This is a genomic window from Pseudomonas sp. IT-232MI5 (assembly GCF_949767845.1).
Taxonomy (GTDB): domain Bacteria; phylum Pseudomonadota; class Gammaproteobacteria; order Pseudomonadales; family Pseudomonadaceae; genus Aquipseudomonas.
In genome coordinates this window covers 156,100-178,261 of sequence record NZ_CATKQE010000044.1, presented here as the reverse complement: position 1 = coordinate 178,261, position 22,162 = coordinate 156,100, and the positions used below count along the sequence as shown (strand labels likewise).

At 59.0% G+C, this 22,162-nt stretch carries 19 protein-coding genes; 8 read left to right on the top strand and 11 right to left on the bottom strand.

Going from position 1 to position 22,162, the window contains the following annotated elements; genetic code table 11:
- Positions 1–113: 113 nt before the first annotated feature.
- The 5 genes from ACM6JQ_RS19315 to ACM6JQ_RS19295 are packed head-to-tail and all read right to left on the bottom strand — an operon-like array spanning position 114 to position 5,896.
- Positions 114–953, bottom strand: a complete 840-nt coding sequence (locus ACM6JQ_RS19315; protein ID WP_414894511.1) for a class I SAM-dependent methyltransferase — start codon at positions 951–953, stop codon at positions 114–116.
- A complete protein-coding gene (locus ACM6JQ_RS19310) occupies positions 947–2,101 on the bottom strand; it encodes an acyltransferase family protein (RefSeq protein WP_414894510.1) in 1,155 nt (384 codons plus the stop codon). The genes ACM6JQ_RS19315 and ACM6JQ_RS19310 overlap by 7 nt, the downstream gene beginning before the upstream one ends.
- Positions 2,098–2,973 carry a class I SAM-dependent methyltransferase gene (locus ACM6JQ_RS19305; RefSeq protein ID WP_414894509.1) on the bottom strand — a complete coding sequence of 292 codons (876 nt, stop codon included), beginning with the start codon at positions 2,971–2,973 and terminating at the stop codon, positions 2,098–2,100. The genes ACM6JQ_RS19310 and ACM6JQ_RS19305 overlap by 4 nt, the downstream gene beginning before the upstream one ends.
- Positions 2,970–4,274 (bottom strand): glycosyltransferase, encoded by a 1,305-nt coding sequence (locus ACM6JQ_RS19300; RefSeq protein WP_007912004.1) that lies wholly within the window; start codon positions 4,272–4,274, stop codon positions 2,970–2,972. Before ACM6JQ_RS19300 ends, ACM6JQ_RS19305 begins: the two co-directional genes overlap by 4 nt.
- Positions 4,268–5,896 (bottom strand): glycosyltransferase, encoded by a 1,629-nt coding sequence (locus tag ACM6JQ_RS19295; RefSeq protein ID WP_123376045.1) that lies wholly within the window; start codon positions 5,894–5,896, stop codon positions 4,268–4,270. Before ACM6JQ_RS19295 ends, ACM6JQ_RS19300 begins: the two co-directional genes overlap by 7 nt.
- A 427-nt stretch (positions 5,897–6,323) precedes the next feature.
- On the opposite strand from ACM6JQ_RS19295, the gene ACM6JQ_RS19290 reads away from it, so the two are divergent.
- The 8 genes from ACM6JQ_RS19290 to ACM6JQ_RS19255 are packed head-to-tail and all read left to right on the top strand — an operon-like array spanning position 6,324 to position 15,333.
- Positions 6,324–7,238 (top strand): GDP-mannose 4,6-dehydratase, encoded by a 915-nt coding sequence (locus ACM6JQ_RS19290; protein ID WP_414894508.1) that lies wholly within the window; start codon positions 6,324–6,326, stop codon positions 7,236–7,238.
- On the top strand, positions 7,235–8,206 hold the full coding sequence (gene gmd, locus ACM6JQ_RS19285) for a GDP-mannose 4,6-dehydratase (RefSeq protein WP_095113151.1): 972 nt from the start codon (positions 7,235–7,237) through the stop codon (positions 8,204–8,206). The genes ACM6JQ_RS19290 and gmd overlap by 4 nt, the downstream gene beginning before the upstream one ends.
- Before the next feature lie 3 nt (positions 8,207–8,209).
- Positions 8,210–9,652 carry a mannose-1-phosphate guanylyltransferase/mannose-6-phosphate isomerase gene (locus ACM6JQ_RS19280; RefSeq protein ID WP_007911980.1) on the top strand — a complete coding sequence of 481 codons (1,443 nt, stop codon included), beginning with the start codon at positions 8,210–8,212 and terminating at the stop codon, positions 9,650–9,652.
- Positions 9,653–10,450 (top strand): ABC transporter permease, encoded by a 798-nt coding sequence (locus ACM6JQ_RS19275; protein ID WP_007911978.1) that lies wholly within the window; start codon positions 9,653–9,655, stop codon positions 10,448–10,450.
- The gene (locus ACM6JQ_RS19270; RefSeq protein WP_007911975.1) at positions 10,450–11,715 is read left to right on the top strand and encodes an ABC transporter ATP-binding protein; all 1,266 of its coding nucleotides are present in this window, start codon (positions 10,450–10,452) and stop codon (positions 11,713–11,715) included. Before ACM6JQ_RS19275 ends, ACM6JQ_RS19270 begins: the two co-directional genes overlap by 1 nt.
- Positions 11,712–13,088, top strand: a complete 1,377-nt coding sequence (locus ACM6JQ_RS19265; protein ID WP_414894507.1) for a glycosyltransferase family 4 protein — start codon at positions 11,712–11,714, stop codon at positions 13,086–13,088. Before ACM6JQ_RS19270 ends, ACM6JQ_RS19265 begins: the two co-directional genes overlap by 4 nt.
- Positions 13,072–14,202 (top strand): glycosyltransferase family 4 protein, encoded by a 1,131-nt coding sequence (locus ACM6JQ_RS19260; protein ID WP_414894506.1) that lies wholly within the window; start codon positions 13,072–13,074, stop codon positions 14,200–14,202. Before ACM6JQ_RS19265 ends, ACM6JQ_RS19260 begins: the two co-directional genes overlap by 17 nt.
- Complete coding sequence (locus tag ACM6JQ_RS19255) at positions 14,203–15,333, top strand: glycosyltransferase family 4 protein (protein WP_095113149.1); 1,131 nt, start codon at positions 14,203–14,205, stop codon at positions 15,331–15,333.
- A 62-nt stretch (positions 15,334–15,395) separates the two neighbouring features.
- On the opposite strand, the gene ACM6JQ_RS19250 is transcribed toward ACM6JQ_RS19255, so the two are convergent.
- From ACM6JQ_RS19250 to arsM, 6 genes are all read right to left on the bottom strand, one after another.
- Positions 15,396–17,426: a pyridoxamine 5'-phosphate oxidase family protein gene (locus ACM6JQ_RS19250; protein ID WP_414894505.1), complete on the bottom strand. Its 2,031-nt coding sequence runs from the start codon at positions 17,424–17,426 to the stop codon at positions 15,396–15,398.
- A gap of 45 nt (positions 17,427–17,471) precedes the next feature.
- Positions 17,472–18,098, bottom strand: a complete 627-nt coding sequence (locus ACM6JQ_RS19245; protein ID WP_095113147.1) for a glutathione S-transferase family protein — start codon at positions 18,096–18,098, stop codon at positions 17,472–17,474.
- A 105-nt stretch (positions 18,099–18,203) separates the two neighbouring features.
- On the bottom strand, positions 18,204–19,130 hold the full coding sequence (locus ACM6JQ_RS19240) for a LysR family transcriptional regulator (RefSeq protein WP_123376040.1): 927 nt from the start codon (positions 19,128–19,130) through the stop codon (positions 18,204–18,206).
- 519 nt (positions 19,131–19,649) lie between these two features.
- Positions 19,650–20,195, bottom strand: a complete 546-nt coding sequence (locus tag ACM6JQ_RS19235; RefSeq protein ID WP_095113145.1) for an arsinothricin resistance N-acetyltransferase ArsN1 family B — start codon at positions 20,193–20,195, stop codon at positions 19,650–19,652.
- Positions 20,196–20,332: 137 nt separating this feature from the next.
- Entirely contained in the window at positions 20,333–21,043 is a 711-nt protein-coding gene (locus tag ACM6JQ_RS19230) for an aquaporin (protein ID WP_414894504.1), read from the bottom strand.
- 69 nt (positions 21,044–21,112) lie between these two features.
- Positions 21,113–22,162 carry an arsinothricin biosynthesis methyltransferase ArsM gene (gene arsM / locus ACM6JQ_RS19225; RefSeq protein ID WP_095113143.1) on the bottom strand — a complete coding sequence of 350 codons (1,050 nt, stop codon included), beginning with the start codon at positions 22,160–22,162 and terminating at the stop codon, positions 21,113–21,115.

Genomic DNA, 22,162 nt, shown 5'->3' with positions numbered 1-22,162 from the left:
AGGCTGCAAGGTTACACAAAACCCCTGTAGGAGCTGTCGAGTAAAACGAGGCTGCGATCTTTTGATCTTGTTTTTCAGGATCAAAATCAAAAGATCGCAGCGTGCCGCAGCTCCTACACGGGTGCGGCGGGTTTGCGGGCAATGATGACTTGGCTTTTCGCAACCACCGCGTCCAGCGCCTGTTTGATCTGCGCACCACGCGGCGAGTCCAGCACGGCTTGCCAGGTCTCGGCCCAGTGATTGAGCAGCGGATGATCCGGGTTGCTGAAATCGACCTTGGCTTCCCAGAACAACAGCATCCACATCGACCAGTAAAAGCCGTACTGGCTATGGCTGACGATCTCCAGCCCGGCCTCGCTGACCAGTGCCTTGAACTGCTCTTCGCTGATGATGCGAATGTGATTGGGCTTCTGGAAGTACTGGGGCGCGGCGATGTCTTTTTGCAGGTCTTCAGAACTCGGGTGCGGCACGCTCAGCAGGTACAAGGCGCCCGGTTTGCCGACACGCACCAGTTCGGCGAGGAACTGCGCCGGATCGTCGACATGCTCGATGACTTCGGTGGAGACCACGCGCGTTGCAGTGCCGTCGGCGATCGGCAACGGATTGCAATCGGTGACGTGACATTCGATGTCCCGTGCCGGCGTATCGCTCAGGCGCTGACGAGTCGCTTCGACCTTGGCCCCGTCGATGTCGGCGATGATGATCTTCGCCCCGCGCATGCCGCAAAAATGCACGTTGCCGCCATCACCGCAGCCGACATCAAGCAGCGTGTCCTCGGCAGACACCACGAAACCTTTGAACAGCTCGTTGGTTTCCTGGTTGAACCAGCCACTGAGCTTGGCATCGTACAAGCCGAGCATGTACGGATCGACCTTGCTGGCGACCGTCTCCACTGCCTGCGCGGGGACCGGTGCCGGCGTCGCCGCCGTGAGTTTCTTCAGTAGGCTCAGCATGAGGTGGCTCCAGAGGACGGGACGGTGGATCGGGACGTACCGAGGCGGCGCACGAGCGCGGCACCACGGTTGCGCATGGGCATTTCGACCCAGCGGTAATTGAGTTCGCTGAGCAACACGATCAGGCCGAAAGCGATCAGCAGCGTCAGCACCGGGTGGCCGGCAGGGCTGGGCAGACCGGCGCTCTGCAAGCGAAAGATCAGTTCACGCACCAATTGATAAGCGGGTATGTGAATCAGGTAGATGCCATAGGACCGGCTACCGATCCACCCCAGCAGCCGCTGCATCGCGCCAGCGGGCATCAGGTAATTGCGGTTGTACGATGCGATCCACACCAGTATTGCGCTCAGTACGGCAATTGAACCGATACGGTACCAGGCGAACGTGAAGCGATCGGTGGCCATGAAACTCAACAGCGCGCCGATCAGCATCAATGCCGAAATTCCGACCCATGGCCGAGCGAGAAAATTCGGCCGCCAACGTTGATAACTTGGCTGCGCACTCCACATTGCCAGCAATACACCGAGGGCCAGCGCATCAGTACGCACCACCATCAACAACGGCGTGCGCAGGGTGAAAATCTGCACCGCGACCAGCGCCAGCAACGCCCAGACCAGATGTTTGCGACAGAGCAGAATCAGCAGCGGGAACAGCAGGTAGAACTGCTCCTCCAGCGACAGGCTCCAGTAGACGAAACTGCTGCCGTACTCGTAGCGAAAGAAGCTGTCGGCAAACCGGAAGTTGGCGTACTGCAACACCCCGGCCAACGTTGCTTGCAGGTTGGCCGACAACGTACCGAACGCCCCCGAACGATTGAGAAACACGCACGCCAGCAACATCAGCGCCAGCCATAACCAGGCCGACGGCAGTAACCGGAAAACCCGGCGAAGCCAGAAATTGCGCGTCTGCTGCCAATACTCCTGGCGGGTTGTACAGCCTTGCAGCGCCGGGATCAGGCTTCGGGCAATAACAAAACCGGAGATGGCGAAAAACAGATCAACGCCCCACCACGGCTGCGCCCAGGCATGAATCTTTTCCAGCGACGGCACGACATCGGTAAACAGACTGCCCTGCAAGTGATGGAACAACACGCCCAATACGGCAATTGCGCGCAGCACTTCAATGTCCATGATCCGCTTGCTGCTCATGGTGCCTCCCCCACACCCGATGGCTTGCGGGCGATGATCACCTGGCTCTTGGGCATGAAGCGGTCAAGCGTCTGCTTGATCGCCAGCCCGCCCGGCTGAGCGAGCAGGTCCTGCCAGGTCTTGGCCCAGTTCTCCATCAACGGCATGAAGGGCTCCTGAATCCGGTCACGCACCGCACCGCCCGGATCACGCCCTGCAGCCCGTTCGCCGGCCCAGAAAAAAATCATGCCCATCACCCAGAAGAATCCGCTGGCCTGGCGATGTTCGATCACCAGGCCAGCCTCTTCTACCAGCGCAGCGAAGCGCTCCGGGGTGAAAATCTGCACATGATTGGGAGACTGATAGTAACTGTCCGGGGCGATGCCTTTTTGCAAGTGTTCGCCCACCGGTGCCGGCACGCTGAACAGATACTGTGCACCTGGGCGCCCCATGCGCACCAGTTCGGCCATGAACGGTTGGGGCTGATCGATGTGCTCCAGCACCTCCATGCACACCACTTTACTGGCGCAGCCGTCAGCCAGTGGTAACGGCAGGCTATTGCTGACCAGCCCAAGATGGGCTTTGTCGCTTTGTGCTTCGACCTGCCGTGCGAGCTCACGCACCTTGGCGTGTTCGCTGTCGGTAAAAATCACCGAAGCGCCCTGACGCACGGCAAACAGTGTCGCCACGCCTTCGCCACAACCGACATCCAGCAACGTATCGTCAGCGCTGATCGCAAAGCCCTTGAGCAACTCGCCGCTGTCATTCAAGAACCAACCGTCGAGCACGGCGTCATGTAAACCGACGTCGCGAGGCGACACCTTGGCCAACGGTGCCGACAGCAGTTGCGCGGCACGCGCCGGACGCCATCGTGCGAGCAGACGACGGATCATGCGACCGTAACTGGCGCAGGCAACGTTCCGCGGGCTTGCAGTGGCTGCGCAAAAAAATCGCGCAATCTCTGCTCGGTGCTGGCCTGGCTACAGAATCGCTGCAGGCTGCGAATCGCCTCGGCGGACATCCCGGCGTAACGCTGCTCATCGGTTTTTGCCACGTCATAACTGGCGCGATACGCCAGACACAGCGAATCCCAGTCGGTGATGTAACGCATCGTGCGATAGGCCGCACGCGGGTCATGCGGCCAGGCGGTGAGCTCTTCGGTGAAGTCGACGATAAATGCATTATCGCTGCTCACATAATCGGCCATCGCGGTGTTCAACGGCGCAATCGCCGGTTTGCCGCAGGACATGAACTCCATCAACGGCAGGCACTGTCCTTCACCGTAAGAACTGTTGACCACGTAGCTGGTGGCCTGCACCAGTGCTTCGTAATCGGCATCCGCCAGATAGCCATGGATCAGCACGATCCGGCACTGATACGACTGGTTCTTGTACAAGTGATGCAGCATGTCGGTCAGCGCATCGGCGATGTCATGGTGGGTCAGTTTGAGCACCAGGGTCACATCGCTGATGTCGCGAAACGTCGTGCAGAACGCGCTGACCATATCCTGCCAATTCTTGCGGCCGTCGTAAGGGTTGAACACCGAGGTGTAGACCACGCCTTCGAGCTGCAATTGGCAATCCTCTGGCGGTCCTGCGAAGGACATCGGCGTGCCTTCGCGCAATCGCGGTGGGCCATACGGCCGCAAGTCCGTGCGACGACTGTCGATCAGCAATCCACGCAGGTTCAGCGTCACAAGGTCAACCACCGGACGCTTGGCCAATTGCTCGCCGCGAGCGGCAAAGCGATCCCACACCGGAGCCGGGATCGCGCAGATCGGATAGTCCGCCCCCATCACGTCGCGCACCGCGTTCACCGTGAATGTCGAATGCGTAATCGCCCGGCCACACGCCTGCAACACCACACGCCAATCGTGACGGGATTCGCCCTGCCAGCTTTCAGTCGGGATGGTGCTGAATTCCCAGGCGAACACCGGGATGGTCGGGCATGCGTAATGGATGGGCGTGCGATGCGGCGGCGAGAACGACAGGAAGACGCAATCCTCGCCCCGGCTCAAGCAGTCGAAATACAAACGATCCACTAACTCGTCAGGGTTGCTGACTTCAATCACCTGACCGATTCGTTCGAGAACGGGGCGAAACTCCTTGAGCACGAAGTAATAGCTGTACTCCGGCCGGCCGAGGTTCTGCTGGATATTGCTCTTGTTGGTTTCCGAATGAATGATGATCAGCATGAGGCCGCTCCGGTCTCGACCGCCAACGAAGTCATTTCGCTATTGGCCCTCAGACCGAAAAACGCCTCCGCGCGCTGCTGCACGGGCGTAAAACCGCAGTATTCACGCATCCGCTCAGCAGCGGCAGCGGCCATCGCCAGGTAAGCCTCTGGATGGTTCTTGGCCATGGCGTAGCTGTCCTCGTAGGCGGTTTTCAACGATCCCCAGTCGGGACGATGGCGCAGCGTGCGATAGAGAATGCGCGGATCCTCCGGCCAGATGGTCGGTTCGCGGCTGGACTTGACGATGAAAGCAACGCGTTCGTCGATGTAGTCACCCATCGCGGTGTGGTTCGGTGCAATCACCGGGCGGGCACACGACATGAACTCCATCAACGGCAGGCACAACCCTTCGCAGCGCGACGCATTGACGTAGAAACTCGCAGCGCCATACAGCCGGGCAAATTCCTCCTCTTCCAGATAGCCATGCATGACCACCACGCGACAGGCGAATGGCGACAGCTGCGAGAGCAACGTAATGAGATGAACGTAATAGCTCGACAGATCGTTTTGGGTGATTTTCAGCACCAGCGTCGCGTCGTCGACATCACGCATAGCCCAGCAGAACGCAGTGATCAGGTGATGCCAGTTCTTGCGCCCGTCCTCGGGGTTGAACACGCTGACGTAAACCACGCCGCTGACGTCGATCTGTACGTGCTGACTGGTGTCGGGGAGCGAAGCTTGCGGGTGCTCAGCCAACACCGGCATTTCACTCACGGCTGGAGCCGGCGTTATTGCCTCGACAATGGGATCAGGCAACTCGCGGTGTTCCTCGCGGACCGAGCCCGGCAGCAAATCACTGACGGCTTCGCGATACCACTGCAACAGGTTGTGCTTGAGCAGAAACAGCGGTCGATGTTCGGAGGCCACCGTGACAGCTCTGTAGCCCGCGATCAGGTAATGCTTGGTTATGAAAGCACGCCGGCGCAGGGTCAGTGCCGGAGGAGGTTCCGCGATCGGCTCCGGCACGGGCTCGATCACTTGCGGTGTTTGCAGTTCCGGCTCGCGGAGTATCGGTGCGATCAAGCCATCGGCCGACAGCCCCAGAGCACGGCTGTCGATGATGCAGCCCTTAATCTGCAGCGTGGTGCCGGGGTTTACCGGGACACTTGGACAATCTCGCCGCACCTGAGCGAAACGCTCCCACAGTGGCGTGGGCAATACCAGCACGGGGAAATCTTCACCCAGACTGCGACGGATGGCCTGCGCGGTGTGGGTGGACAACGTAATCACCCGGCCATGGCGGGCCAGTGTCTGGCGCCAGTCCTGGCGCACATCGTCGCCAGCGTATTCGGTGGGGATCGAGTCATATTCCCAGGCAATCACGCAGACCATCGGGCACTGCAGGCCGATCGGGGTTTTATGTGGCGGTGCAAACGAAAGAAACAGGCATTCCTGATCGGCCTGGCGCAATTGCAGATACAGCGGATCGACGTCGTCAGTCGACGTGACCACATGCACGCGACCAAGGCTTTCCAGCACCGGGCGATAAGCCTTGAGCACGAAGTAGTAGCTGTATTCGGGACGCCCGAGACTCTGGCTGATGGAGCGGTCGTTGACGTCCGAGTAAAGAATGAAATTCATGGCATCCCACGATGAAGCAGCCGTCCCGGCAACCTCATGCTATGACGACCCGGCGTTGGATCAAGCCGCAATAACGCAGCTAGTCCATCATCTTCAGGCACGTCTTCGTTCTTGTTTTAGTGGTCAGTTTCACCCTGGTTGCGCCACGCCCACGGTGGACCTGGGGGAATGGCGACGAGGGCCATTCTAAACACATCCATCAAGGATCCGGGAACCGCCCGACGAGAATAAATCGGACTAAGCTGACGAGAACTGACCGGTCACGGTTTGGCCTGTTGAAATTGCTGCGCAATTGGCACAGATTGATAACAAACAACTACAACAACTGACTTCGCCCGTCTCTCACCCGGTTTTTCCTCCGGTCTGACAGACCTCTCCTTAAAGCCTGTGAGAAAGTGGCGCAAGTTCAAGACCAAGGGGTCGCTGTTTGAAAAAGCGTCTGTTCGTCACGGGTCTCAGTGGATTCGTGGGACAACATATTCAATCGCGTCTGGCATTGCCTGATTCGCCGTGGGAGCTGCTGCCTGCCGCCTCGCCCTACGACCTCACGAATGCTGACAGCCTCCGTGATCTGTGGCCGCAGATGCCCGACGCGGTAATTCATCTGGCCGGGCAGACCTTCGTCCCGGAAGCGTTCCGTGATCCGGCGCGTACCTTCGACATCAATCTTTTCGGCACCCTCAATCTGCTGCAGGCGCTCAAGGCGCGGGGCTTTGCCGGCACCTTCCTCTACGTCAGCTCCGGCGATGTCTACGGTCAAGTCGACGAGAGCGATCTGCCGATCAGCGAGCAACAGTCGCCCTGCCCGCGCAATCCTTACGCGGTGAGCAAACTCTCGGCGGAGTTTCTCAGCCTGCAATGGGGCCTGAGTGAAGGCTGGCCGGTGTTGGTAGCGCGTCCGTTCAACCACATCGGCAGCGGCCAGAAAGAAAGCTTTGTCATCGCCAGTGCCGCCCGCCAGATAAGTCGCATCAAACAGGGCCTTCAAGCGCCGCAACTGGAGGTTGGCGACATCGATGTGACGCGAGATTTCCTCGATGTCGGCGATGTGATATCGGCCTACTTCGCGCTGCTGGAAAAAGGCACGTCAGGACAGGTCTACAACATCTGCTCGGGCCGCGAGCAAAGCATTCGCAGCCTGATCGAGCAGCTCGGCGATCTCGCCGAAGTCGACATGCAACTGGTTCAAGACCCTGCGCGCATGCGGCGTGCCGATCAGCGTCGCGTTTGTGGCAGCCATAACCGGCTGACCCAGACCACAGGATGGACGCCTGAAATCACAACACAACAATCCCTGCGGGCGATCCTGTCCGACTGGGAGACGCGAGTACGACAAGAATGACAAAAAGTGCATTGATCACAGGCATCACCGGCCAGGACGGCGCATATCTGGCCAAATTGTTGCTCGGCAAGGGCTACAAGGTTTACGGCCTCGTGGCACGGCGCAGCAGCGATTCGCGCTGGCGTCTGCGCGAGATGGGGGTCGAAGCCGACATCGTCTATCTGGACGGGGACATGGCCGATGCCTGTTCGGTACAGCGTGCAGTCATTCAATCGGCGCCGGACGAGGTCTATAACCTCGCCGCGCAGAGCTTTGTCGCCGCGTCGTGGAATCAACCGGTGACGACTGGCATCGTCGATGGTCTGGGCGTTACCCACCTGCTCGAAGCGATCCGCCAGTTCAGCCCGCATACCCGGTTTTATCAGGCATCGACCAGCGAAATGTTCGGTCTGATCCAGGCTGAACAGCAGGATGAAAACACGCCGTTCTACCCCCGCAGCCCGTACGGCGTGGCCAAACTGTATGGCCACTGGATCACCGTCAACTACCGCGAAAGTTTCAACCTGCACGCCAGCAGCGGCATCCTCTTCAACCACGAATCACCGCTGCGCGGCATCGAATTCGTGACGCGCAAAGTCACCGATGCCGCGGCGCGCATCAAACAGGGCAAACAGCACGAACTGGCCCTGGGCAACATCGACGCCAAGCGCGATTGGGGCTTTGCCGGTGACTACGTCGAAGCCATGTGGCTGATGCTGCAACAGGACAAACCCGACGATTTTGTTGTCGCCACTGGCGTCACCACCACGGTGCGTGAAATGTGCCGCATCGCCTTCGATCACGTCGGCCTCAACTACCGCGACTACGTGAAGATCGACCCGGCGTTTTTCCGCCCGGCCGAAGTTGAAGTGCTGCTCGGCAATCCAGCCAAGGCTCAGCGTGTGCTGGGCTGGAAGCCGAAAACCGACCTGGATACCTTGATCCGCATGATGATGGATGCGGACATGAAACGCGTCGCCAAGGAGTAGGCCATGCTGATTCCCGTGATTCTGTCCGGCGGTGCCGGCACTCGTTTGTGGCCGGTGTCCCGCGAGGGCCATCCCAAGCCGTTCATGACCCTGCCCGACGGCCAGTCGCTGCTGGGCAAGACCTACCAGCGTGCCGCCGCGTTGCTGGACGGTTGGGGCGACATTGTCACGGTGACTAACCGCGAGTACTACTTCCAGAGCAAGGATCACTATTGCGCCGCCCATGTCTCGCGTCATCGCGGGCATTTCCTGCTGGAGCCGACCGGCCGCAACACTGCCCCGGCCATCGCTGCTGCCGCGTTGTCGCTGCAAGCGCTGCACGGTGACGACGCGATCATGGTGGTGATGCCGGCCGACCATTTGATCGTCAATCAGGACGCGCTGAAAAGTGCCGTCGAACACGCGGTCAATCTGGCGAAGGACGGTTATCTGGTGACCTTCGGTGTGACGCCGACCGCCCCGGAAACCGGCTTCGGCTACATCGAGACTGGCGCGCCACTCGACGCCAGAGGCGCTGCGAAAGTGCAGCGTTTCGTCGAGAAACCCGACCTGCAAACCGCCACGCATTATCTGGAAAGCGGCAACTTCCTGTGGAACTCAGGGATGTTCTGCTTCACCACCGCAAGTGTGCTGGCCGAGTTGCAACTGCATGCGCCGCAGTTGCTGGAACAGACCCGTGCCTGCATGGCGGCTAGCGCCCCGCTGGAAACTGTCGGCTGCCTGCAACAGGAACTGTCGCCAGCGCTGTTCGCCGAGATCACCGACATCTCCATCGACTACGCGTTGATGGAGCGCTCGGAAAAAGTCGTCGTGGTACCCGCCGGGTTCGACTGGAGCGATATCGGTTCCTGGGGCGCCGTCGCGGCTCTGGTACCGGCCGATGCCGATAACAATCGTGCCAGCGGCGAAGCGATTTTCATCGACAGCCACAATAACTTCGTTCAAAGCGAAGGTCGGCTGGTGGCTGCCGTCGGCGTGGACAACCTGATCGTCATCGACACCGCCGACGCCGTACTGGTCGCTCACGCTGATCGTGCGCAGGACGTGCGACGAGTGGCCAAGCAGCTCAAGGACAAATCCCACGAAGCCTACCGCCTGCACCGCACGGTGAGTCGGCCATGGGGCACCTACACCGTGCTCGAGGAGGGCCCGCGCTTCAAGATCAAGCGCATTGTGGTCAAGCCCGGCGGCAAGCTGTCTCTGCAAATGCACCATCACCGTAACGAACACTGGGTGGTCGTCGAAGGCATGGCCAAGGTCACCAACAATGGTACCGGTACCCACCTGGTGGCGAAAAACGAATCGACGTTCATCGCTGCCGGCCACCGCCATCGCCTGGAAAACCCCGGGGTGATCGATCTGGTGATCATCGAAGTACAAAGCGGCGAATACCTGGGAGAGGACGACATCGTCCGCTTCGAAGACCAATACGGCAGGACGGTTTGAATGCTGCTTTCCCTTTACCGCTCAATGCGCAGTTATCGCGGATTCATCCTCGGTAGCGTCAAGCGGGAGTTTCAATCACGTTATCGCAACTCGTTGTTCGGCGCGCTGTGGACTGTACTCAACCCGTTGTCGATGATTGTTGTGTACACGGTGATCTTTTCCCAGATCATGCGCGCCCGTCTGCCGGGCGTGGACGATGGCTTGGCCTACAGCGTCTATCTCTGCGCCGGCCTGCTGACGTGGGGTCTGTTCGCGGAAATCACCACGCGCAGCCAGAGCATGTTTCTGGAAAACGCCAACCTGCTGAAGAAAATCAGCTTCCCGCGCATTTGCCTGCCGGTGATTACCCTGCTCAACGCCGGTATCAATTTTGCGATCATTCTCGGGCTGTTCTTCGGCTTTCTGCTGATCAGCGGCCGCCTGCCCGGCATGGCCCTGCTGGCGCTAATACCGCTGTTGATCGTGCAAGTGATCTTTGCCGCGGGGCTGGGGATGCTGCTCGGGATTCTCAATGTGTTCTTTCGCGATGTCGGGCAGATGTTCGGCATCTGCCTGCAGTTCTGGTTCTGGCTGACGCCCATCGTTTACCCGCTTTCGATCCTGCCGTCAGGCATCCAGCACGTCATCAGCCTGAACCCGATGACGGCGCTGATGACCAGCTACCAGAACGTGTTCCTTTACAACCAATGGCCGCAGTGGTCGTCACTGACACCGCTGCTGATCATCGGTCTGCTGCTCTGCACCATGGCGTTGCGCCTGTTCCGTCAACGAGTCGGTGAAATGGTGGACGAACTCTGATGGGACACATACGCGTTACTGGCCTGGCCAAAGCCTATAAACAATATCCGAATCGCTGGAGTCGCTTGCTGGAATGGCTGGTGCCGTTCTCGCCGAACCGCCATCACCTGCACTGGGTCTTGCAAGACGTCGATTTCGAGATCAAACCCGGTGAAGCGGTTGGCATCGTCGGCGTCAACGGCGCGGGCAAAAGTACCCTGCTGAAAATGATCACCGGCACCACCCAACCGACCTGTGGACAGATCCATCTGCAAGGCCGCGTGGCCGCGTTGCTGGAATTGGGCATGGGTTTTCACCCGGACTTTACCGGTCGGCAGAACGCTGTCATGGCCGGTCAGTTGCTGGGCATGCAGGTCGAAGAGATCGAAGCGTTGATGCCGCAAATCGAAAGCTTTGCCGAAATCGGCGATGCCATCGATCATCCGGTGCGTACCTATTCCAGCGGCATGCAGATGCGCCTGGCGTTCAGTGTCGCGACCGCGCGGCGTCCGGACATCCTGATCGTCGACGAAGCGCTGTCGGTCGGTGATGCGTATTTCCAGCATAAAAGTTTCGAGCGCATCCGCAGCTTCCGCAAAGCCGGTACGACCCTGCTGATCGTGTCCCATGACCGCTCGGCCATTCAATCGATCTGCGACACCGCGATTCTCCTGGAGAACGGACGTCTGGCCATGCGTGGCAAACCCGAAGAAGTCATGGACTACTACAACGCCATGCTGGCCCAGCGCGAAGGCCAGACGGTGCGCCAGGAGATGCTCGCCAATGGCCAGGTACAGACCATTTCCGGCACCGGTGAAGCAGCGATTCTCAGCGTGCGCCTGCTCGATGAGCAAGGACGCAGCCTTGAAGTCGCGGAGGTCGGTCAGCCTGTGGTGCTGGAAGTGCAGACCGAAATTCGTGAAGACATCGAGCGGCTGATTCTCGGCTTCATGATCAAGGATCGTCTGGGCCAGGCCATTTATGGCATCAACACCCATCGCCTCGACAAAGCCATTACCGAGCTGAGTGCCGGCGAACGCGTGACCTTTCGCTTCGCTTTCGACATGCGTCTGGGCAAGGGTAACTACTCCGTGGCGTTGAGCCTGTCACGTCTGGATTCGCACCTGGATCGCAACTTCGAGTGGCGCGACTATGGTTTGATCTTCCACGTGATCAACAATCGCCAGGAAGACTTTGTCGGCTGCTCCTGGTTACAAGCCCGGACCGAAATCACCCGTTCCAGTGAAAACCTTTTAAAAACGCCTGATACGGAGATCTTGCGATGACACGATTGCTGGTGGAGTGCACTTACGTTTTCGAACATCCCTCCGCCAACTCGGGCATTCAACGTGTTGTACGCAACGTCATTCAGCAATTGCCGACGGCCGATGACACCCTCGAATGCATCCCGGTGGTGATGATCGATGGCGGTTTGTATGAAGTTAAAAGTCTGGCGCCGCTGAAGTCCCCGAAGCTCGACCTGATGGGTCTGCGGGTGAAACTGGAACAGTGGGCCAACGCCTTCTGGCTACGTCACCGAGCGGTGGAGCGACGCTGGCCGTTCAACCAGTCGCATTTCACCCGTCGGGTGCTGTACGTCGGCTGCCGACTCACGGCATTCGCCTGTTTCAGCTTGCCCATGCGCCTGCTAGAGCGCGTCCTCAAGGGCCAACAGATTCCCGAGCGCTGCATCCCGCTGGTCCACCGGGGGGGCGATCAATTGGTGCTGCTCGACTCGTCCTGGCACGCCAACTTTTTCCCCCTCGCCGAGCAACTCAAGCGTGAGGGCGTGGGCATCATTTCGGTGATTTATGACCTGATCCCCCTGACCCACCCGCAGTTTTGCGATGCCGGACTGGTCAAAGTGTTCAACGACTGGTTCGACTGGATCGCGCGCACCGCTGATGGTTATGTCGCGATCTCGACCACGATCCGCGATCAGGTGCGCGAGGAAATGCTGCGCCGGATCGGCACGCAACAGGTCGGGCAGCGCTGGTTTGATTATTTCCACCTCGGCTCCGAACTGGACTTGAGTGAGGCCGATGCCAAGGTCGACCGTGGCCTGCTGGACATGTTCCAGACCAAGGACCCGGTGTTTCTCATGGTCAGCACCATCGAGCCGCGCAAAAACCACGCGTACCTGCTCGAGGCGTTTGAACTCGCCTGGGCAACAGGATCGAAAGCGCGGTTATGCATCGTCGGCAAGATCGGCTGGAAGTGCGATGCACTGATCGAACGAATCCGCCAGCATCCCGAGCTGAACCGGCGCTTGTTCATGTACAACTCGCTCTCGGACAAAAGTCTCGAGCACGCCTACTCTCACGCCACGGCGCTGGTGTTTCCGTCCCATGTCGAAGGTTTCGGCTTGCCACTGGTGGAAGCCATGCAACGCCAGTTACCGGCAATGGCCAGCGACATCCCGGTGTTTCGCGAGATCGGCGGCGACTACATGGCGTATTTCGACCTGACGAATCCACAGAGTCTGACTGATCTGGTGACCGGCATGGAGCGCTCCGGCGAGTTTCCGGCAACGCTGAGCCTCGAACAATGGCGCTGGTTGAGCTGGCGTGAAGCGAGCGCCCAATTGGTCGAACGTATTGAACGCAACTTGAATGCAGCGATGCCTGCCCCCGAGAGTCAGCATGCGCATTGCTCTTAACGCGCGCATTCTCCAGGCACCGCGCACCGGCATCGGCCATTACGTTGCCGAACTGGTCAACGCCTTGCGCAGTGAGCCCGACATTGACGTGACGCTGTTCCACGGCTGGGGCTGGAGCTCGGCACTGCCGGAAGCGGCCATGCCCGGTTACTCGCGCCTGACACCGCTGCTGCGGCAGATCCCCTGGGCCTATCAGGCGCGCCGCTGGCTGGAGCAGAAACGCTTCGATCAGGGCCGCGCGCAAGGCATCGACCTCTATCACGAACCAAGCCTGTGGCCACTGGCCTTCGACGGCCCGACCGTGATCACCCTGCATGACCTGACGCACCTGCATTTCCCTGAGACCCAGCCTGCGGCGCGACTCAAGGAAATCGAACGTCGATTGGCCGTGGGTGTGCAGCAAGCCCAAGTAATTCTCACCGACTCGCAAGCCATTGCCGACGAAGCTCAAGCGTATTTCGGCCTGCCTGCCGAGCGTTTTGTGGTGGCACCACTGGGGGTCGCCAAGCGCTTTCATCCGCGCGAAGCGTGCGCCATTGACGCGGTGCTCAAGGCTCATGCGGTGGCGGCGCGGGAATATTTTCTTTGCGTGGGCACGCTGGAGCCGCGCAAGAACCTTGGCTTGGCCCTACGCGCCCATGCCCTACTGCCGGAGGCGGTGCGCCAGCGCTTTCCACTGTTGATCGTCGGCATGGCCGGCTGGGAGCGCGAACAGTTCAGCGAACCCCTGCGTCAGGCGCTGGCCAGCGGGCATGTGTGCCTGCTCGGTTATTTGCCCGATGAACAGGTCGCGCAATTGCTGGCCGGCGCGCGGGCGCTGATTTTTCCGTCGCTGTATGAAGGTTTTGGTCTGCCGGTACTGGAGGCCATGGCCAGCGGCACGCCGGTGCTGCTCACGCGTTCTTCGGCGATGCCGGAAGTCGCGGGTGCGGCGGGCAACTATATTGAAGCTGACGATGCAGAAGGCCTGCGCGATGCGCTGAGCCGACTGATCGACGATCAAGCGCATTGGCAGGCATGCCAAGAAGCCGGGTTGCAGCAGTCACGGCTTTTTTCCTGGGAGCGTTGTGCACAGGCCACGGCCGGTGCCTACCGTCAGGCCATGGGAGGTTGAATGCGAGTTCTTCATTTTTTCAAGACGTACCTGCCTGACTCGGTCGGCGGCATTGAGCAAGTGATCTTCCAGCTCTGCGAGAGCGGCGCTCAGCACGGTATCGACGGCCAGGTGCTGACACTCAGCGCCGACCCGAATCCCCCCATGGTGCAACTCGGTCAGCACGAAGTGCACCGCGCCAAACTCGACATCCAGTTCGCCTCCACCGGTTTTTCCTGGAGCGTGTTCAAACAGTTTCGCGAACTGGCGGCCGAGGCGGATGTGATCAACTACCACTTCCCGTGGCCGTTCATGGACCTGGTGCATTTCGCTAGCGCGACGAATAAACCGAGTGTGGTGACCTACCACTCGGACATCATTCGCCAGAAACACCTTCTCAAACTCTATCGCCCGCTGATGAACCGCTTCCTCGCCAGCGCCGACCGTATCGTTGCCGCTTCGCCGAACTACCTGCACACCAGCGACGTGTTGCAGCAATTCCAGGACAAGACCCGAGTGATTCCCTACGGTTTGAACAAGGCCGGTTATCCACAGCCCGATGCCGAACGGATAAATCGCTGGCGCCAGCAGCTTGGGGATAAGTTTTTCTTGTTTGTCGGCGTGATGCGTTACTACAAAGGCCTGCACATTTTGCTGGAGGCCCTGAAAGACGTGGACTATCCCGTGGTCATTGTCGGCGCCGGGCCATTGGAACTGGAGCTGCACGCACAGGCGCAGGCGCTGGGCCTGCGTAACATTCATTTCCTCGGGCGCCTGGGTGACGAAGACAAAGTCGCACTGCTGCAACTGAGCTACGCGATTGTTTTCCCGTCGCACCTGCGCTCGGAAGCGTTCGGCATTTCTCTGCTGGAAGGTGCGATGTACGGCAAACCGATGATTTCCAGCGAGATTGGCACCGGCACCAGCTACATCAATATTCACAACGAAACCGGGCTGGTGGTCCCGCCCAGTCATCCACAGGCATTTCGCGAGGCGATGCGCACGCTCTGGGAAGACCCGGTCCGCGCCGCTGCCATGGGGGTGAAAGCCGAAGCACGTTACCGGCAGTTATTCACAGCCGATGACATGGGCCGCAAGTGGACGGAGCTGTATCAGGAATTGCTGGAAGAGAAATCCCTGTCCTACGCCTGAGCGTGGGTTGAACACCGATCCCCTGTAAGCGCAGCCTTCGGCAGCTCCTACACGGGCTCGGGTTACAGGTCTAAGACCAGTGGCTGATTGCTTTGCGCCGGAACCGCGCAGCAAATCAGCACATGCCCCGCTTCCGGAATATCCGCCGGCACCTGTGGATAATTCACCGCACCACTGACCAGCCGGGTCTTGCAGGTACCGCACGAACCACCGCGGCAACTGAACTCGGGGCGCAATCCGCGACTTTCCGCCAGCTCCAGCAAACTGCCGCCATCGGGTTGCCAGCGTGCTTCCTTGGCCGAGCGCTCGAACACCACTGGCACCGAAGTGGTTGCCGCAGGCGGTTGCTCGATCACGATCGCGTCCGGATCGGCCTGACGTTTCAGGGTCGACGGGCCAAAGGTTTCCGCATGAATCTGCGCATCGCGCACATCCAGTTCGCGCAAAGTGTCGTAAAGCCCTTGGGTAAAACCACCGGGGCCGCAGAGCACAAAGTCGAGCTGATCAAAATCCTCGGCATCCAGCAGGTTCCTCAGCACCGCGCCGTCGATCCGCCCACGCACATCGAAATCCGCGCCCTCTTGCAGATCGGCTTCCGGCTGGCTGAGCAAACGCAGGACTCGTACAGAATCGCCTGCGGTTTCGAGCAATCGATCCAGCTCCTTGCGAAACGGCTGATCCGCCAGACTGCGCGAACTCTGCAACAACAGCGTCGGACGAATCCCCCGCGTGCGTAAGCCTTGGTAAACCACCTCGCGCAGCATCGACAGCAATGGCGTGATGCCGACACCGGCAGCCAGCAGCACCAATGGTCGCTGTTCCAGCGGCGCCACGGTGAAATGCCCTTGCGGTGCCCGCGCTTCAAGTAAGTCGCCAACGCGAATCTGCTCATGCAGATGCGATGAAATCAGACCTTCGCGTTTGACGCTAATGCGGTAGAAACCATCCGACGGCGCACTCGAAAGGCTGTAAGTACGAATATGCACCTCGCCATCAATCGTGAAACGCAGCGGCAAATGCTGACCCGCGAGAAACACCGGCAACCCGGCGCCATCAGTTGGCTCCAGATAGATCGAGCGGATATGACGACTTTCAGCTTCGATCTTCGCCACCCGCAGCGGCCGCCATTGATTGCCCAGCGCCTGCGCTTGCAAACGCGCATCCGCCTCGGCCCAATTGCCGGTCAACAGACTGGTCGGCGACATGCCGTCGAAGCGCCAGCGCAACGCCAGGGCTGCCGGGCGCCGCACCAGTTTTTCCACCTCAAATGTCCACAGCCGTTCCGCACCTTGAAATGCTTCGATCTGCGGGTCTTCGAGAAGAATCTCGGTACGCCCGCTGAGTTGCAGCAGATCGCCTGTGGAAAAGTCGATGAACAGCAAGCCGGCCTTAGGGTTCAGCAACAAATTGCCGAGGGTGTTGAAGTGCAGATTGCCGGCGAAATCGGGGATGGTCAGACGATTGCCTTCCACCCGTACGAAAGCGGCCTGGCCACCCCGGTGGGAAACATCCACCGCACGCTGGCCGTCGACATCCACATAACTGGCGACAAAAAACGTATCGGCACCGGCGATCAGCGCAATGGCCGCATCATCGAGACCGTTCAGATGCTCAGCCGGACGCGTCTGCGGATCCGTCAGCGGGACCCGCTGAAACTGGCGCAGTTGGATGTATTGCGGGCAGTTGCCGAAGGCCTGATCCACGCTCACGTCAAAACCATCAGCGCTCAGATTGCCGACATGACCGTTCAGGCGATTGCGCCGGCGGGTGTGCAACTCGATGCCGAGCAAACCGATCGGTTCGCCATTGCGCAGTTGCGCCGGATCATCGGCAGCGACCTGGCTGGCGAAATGCAGATGCTCGGGATCCGGCGAATGGGCAAACCCCGGCGCGCCTTCGAGCACACTGGCCCACGGCCGCCCATCTGCATCAACTGCGCCGTACAGCATGAAAGGCAATTGCTGATAGAACTCACGGTGCTGATCCGGCATCCAGGTGCGAATCACCTTACGTCCGAAGGCTTCCATGCGTTCGGCAACGCCGACATGGGCCTGCAATTGCTGTTCGCCAGCGTGCCACGGTGAACGTTCCATCACGACCTCTCCCCTGCACCGTCGGCACAGTGTGGATTGCGAAAATCAGGCGGTGGTTTGCAGACCCGCAACAGTGCGCGGCATGCCGACGAAGCCGGGCAATGCTTCAACCCGGGCCAGCCAGGCGCGGACGTTGCCGTAGTCGTCCAGCGACACGTTGCCTTCCGGCGCGTGGGCGATGTAACTGTAGGCCGAAACGTCGGCAATGCTTGGTTCGTCGCCGGCCAGATACAGCGTTTTGCCCAACTCGATGTCCATCACCTTGAGCAGGTTGTGCGCCCGGGTAATCGCTTCTTCTGCATTCAGCTGGGCACCAAACACCGTGACCAATCGCGCAGCGGCGGGGCCGAAAGCAATCGGCCCGGCGGCAGCCGACAACCAGCGCTGTACCCGCGCGGCGCCGACCGGATCGGTTGGCAGCCAACGACCATGGCCGTATTTCTGCGCCAGATACACCAGAATCGCGTTGGAATCGGCGAGCACCACACCGTCGTCATCAATGGCCGGCACCTGGCCAAAACTGTTGATCGCCAGATACGCCGGCTGCTTATGCTCACCTTTGGCCAGATCGACGAAGATCAGCTCGGTCGGCAATTGCAGCAGGGACAACATCAGCTCGACACGGTGGGCGTGGCCGGAACGTGGAAAGTTGTAGAGTTTGATCGCTTGCATGGTCGACTCCGCTGAACAGGGGCGCCGCTGCGGGGATGAGCGCGCCGATGGAGGTCATCTTGCGCTGATCGCGAAAACAACAGAATCACCAGCAACTGCAATCGATTATTTCATCTCATGCAATAACGCAGCATCTTTAAGCGCTGGGTGCTCACGTAAAGCCTTGGCGGTAAAATCGACAAAACTGCGAATCCGCGCTGGCGCCTTGCGCCCGCCCTGATACACCACGTGTATCGGCAAGGGCGGCAGTTCAAATTCAGCAAGGACGATTTCCAGCTCGCCAGTCGCGATTTTGCTGGCGACTTGGTAAGACAGAACCCGAGTCAAACCCAGCCCCATGCAGGCTGCGGTAATCGCTGCCTGATTGGCAGTCACGATCAGACGCGGCTCAGGGCGCACGCTAAGCGGTTCGCCCGCGTCGAGAAACGGCCAACTGCGTTGCTGACCAATCGCTGAAGTCGCCACCACTGGCGCCCCCGCCAACGCGTGGGGATGAGCCGGTCGGCCATACTTGGCGAAGTAGTCGGGCGAGCCGCAAATGACCCGACGCACCTCACCCACGCGAATCGCATGCTGACTGCTGTCCGGCAGATCACCGATGCGCACCGCCACATCAAGGCCCTCCTCGACCATGTTGACGATCCGATCGACCAACACCGCGTTGATCGTGACATCCGGATACTGCGCGAGATAACGCGCCATCAGCGGCGTCACAAACAAATCACCGAACAACACCGGCGCCGTCACCGTCAGTTGCCCACGCGGCTCGGCATGACTGCCCGCCGCCGAATCCTCGGCCTCCTGCACCTCAGCGAGAATCCGCCGACAATCTTCCAGATAACGCTGCCCGGCTTCGCTCAAATGCACACTGCGCGTGGTGCGGATCAACAACTGCGTGCCGATGCGCTGCTCCAGCGCCGCCACCGCCCGCGTGACGCTCGCCGCTGACAAACCAAGACGCCGCGCGGCAGAGGAGAAGCCTTGCTCTTGGGCGACGGTGGTGAAGATGTGCATTTCCTGGAAGCGATCCATGGTGCCTCTCGAGTCAGATACAAAAATCGCAGCCTAAGCTGCGATTTTTTGCGCTGGTGCCGAACAAAATATTGTGACACCAGCGGCCTAACAAAAGCTGGCGCTAGACTGCTTTTCCGAATGAGCCACTGGGTGAACATTCTGACACCTTGCAGCTCTATCCTCTAAAGCAACCCAGAATTTCAACAATACATTTTGACACCATGGTGAGAAATTTCTTCCTCTCAAAAAACACAAGCCTAACGCCCCCCTAACCGGAGGCCGTTAGGCTGGGGCCTTTTCTCACAAGAAAAACTGTTGCCCGGAAAGCTGCGACCAATTATTGCTGAGCATCGGTCGCAGAGGTGCGAGTCGCCGTAGGTGTTTAAAGCAGCGAGGTAAACGCCGCCAAATTCATTCATCCTTCCGGTCGGTCGGTAGACCGACTCGAACATGAATCATCCTCAAGCATAGCTTCCAGCGAACAGCCTGGTACCAAGGGCGACGAATAGTAGCCAGGTCATCTCACACCTTGTTTCTCTACTCTCCCTTTATCTCACTGAACGGGATGATTTCTATTGGCGGCGTCACAGCACAAAGAGGTTTGCGCCAATAACCCACGCTATGCCATTGACCTTGCTTGAACCCAACCTCAGGGTAAGTGCCAATGTGAGTGAAACCGAGCGTTTCATGAATACCTATGCTTCCCGGGTTGGGTAAGGCGATGCCGGCATAGGCTGCATGAAAACCCTGTTTCTCTAGGACTGGTAGAAGCTGCTGATATAGGGCACGACCAACCCCTTTTCGGTGCACTGACGGGTCGACATACACGGTGACATCCACCGACCAACGATATGCTTCTCTCGCACGATGCTGGCTCGCATAAGCGTATCCAACGACGTTGCCTTCCACCTCGGCTACCAGATAGGGATACGTTGGCAGTGTTGCGGCTATTCGTGCTGCCATCTCATCGACAGTCGGTGGCGTCAGCTCAAACGAGATGACCGTGTCCAAAACCATCGGCGCATATATAGCCTGGATGTCAGAGGCATCAGCGGGTGTAGCAACCCTCACTTTATAATTCATGTCTTTCCTTGCTGCCCCTAAAGAACCGCGTTTGAAGGGCTGAACCACCTAGGCCAAGCCCTTCAGAATTTCGTGATAGAACCGTGAACTTTGCCTCAATCGGGCTCACCGCATCCACGAACCGCAGAGAGCACCGTTCACTGAATTGGTAGCTTCTGCTCGTGGAGACCAGCCTGCGGGATATCCACGACGACCTCTTTACCACCGAGAACCTTCGCCAGGAACAGCGCCGTCAGCCCACCGAAAAACTGCGCAATGATGAACGGCGCTACGTCTGATATCCGTATCCCCGAGAACGTATCGGTAAACCCGCGAGCAATCGTCACCGCCGGATTCGCAAAGCTCGTAGAGGACGTGAACCAGTAGGCTGCGACAACATACGCGGCAACCACCTGAGGCACTTTTGCTTTGTGATATTTATCGCACAGCAGAATTGTCAGCACCAATCCCGAGGTTGCCAAGTACTCACTGAACCACTGCGACGGCCCGGTGCGAACATGATGGGAGAACTCGACCACAGGCAGCTCGAACATGAAATGCGCAGCGAATACTCCGAAGATTGCACCCGTTGTTTGAGCCGCCACGTAGGGGCCCAGCTGCTTACTGCTCAATCCTCCGCGCAAATAATCGATTACAGAGACCACCGGATTGAAGTGCGCACCGGAAAAAGTGGAGAAGCACACGATCAGTACGTACAAGCTCGCGCCAGTTGCCAGCGCATTGGCAAGAAGCGCTAGCGCATCGTTACCGTTCGCCAGGCGCTGACCCATGATTCCAGAACCAACTACGGTGCACAGCAGAACTGCTGTACCGAGAAACTCAGCCAAGATCTTCCGTGAAGTACTCATTGGATAGGCTCTATGAGGAGAGATTTTAGGGATAGCGGCTACTGAGCTGGCTCGTAGCCGCAGACGCTGTTACGAGCAGCAGGACTTGGGCTTAACGGGCTGACTTCCCTCCACGACATACAGCGCATCGTCTGTGGAAAGGTAGGCATCCTGTGAGGCCACTTCCGTGGGTACACCGCGCTTGTAAACCCTGCCGCTATCGCCGGTTAGTTCAAGCCCAGGCCCTCGGTAGATCACCGTCACGGACTTCCCATTCTGAACTTCAGGCTTGGTACCAGTGACAGTGACGGAGTAGAACCGGACAGAGCCAATTCGCTTGGTTGAGGCGTCGTTCCGGGCCTCAATCTTTATTCCAGTGAGACCGACTTCCTGAAGCTGCTTGTAGAACTCCTGCTCCTGAAGCACGCCTGAGTAGCAGGCCGACCACAGCTTGGTGTCTCGTTTCAATTCTTCAGGAATGGCGATATCTGAGACGTTGTCAGAAATTGCAAAACGGCCACCTGGTTTCAGTACCCGATAAATTTCGGCGAAAACATTCTGCTTTTCGGTCTCACCAACTAGATTGATCACGCAGTTCGAGATCACCAGATCGACAGACTGGCTGTCGATAAGAGGCTTGGACTGGGAGCTATCGCTGATGAACTGCTCGAAGTTTTTCCACGATGCCCAATCAGCACAAGGCTCTGTACGCAGGCGCTCCTCGGCCAGCTCCTGATCGATTTTCAAGTTGCTCGCGGAGGCCTGGTAGAAACGCAAAGGTGCGCTATCCGTTGCCTTCTGAAACGCCTTCGCTTCTTCACGAGCGATCTGCAACATGCTTGGGTTGATGTCGATACCAAAGACAGCACCGTTACTGCCGGCGATTTGGGCAGCGACGTAGCAATTCAGACCTGCCCCTGAGCCCAAGTCCAGGACGACATCACCCGCGCGCACATACTTGGTCGGGTTACCGCAACCGAAGTTGGCCTCGATGATTCGCTTTGGAATGTTCTTCAGGTACTGGGCACCATAAGCGTCGCTGCAGCAGCTCTCAGTCAGCTGCGATTCAAGGACAACGTTGCCGTTGCTCAACGCCTCGGTGTAGTCGGCGATGATTGTGTTCTCAATTGCAGAAGTCAT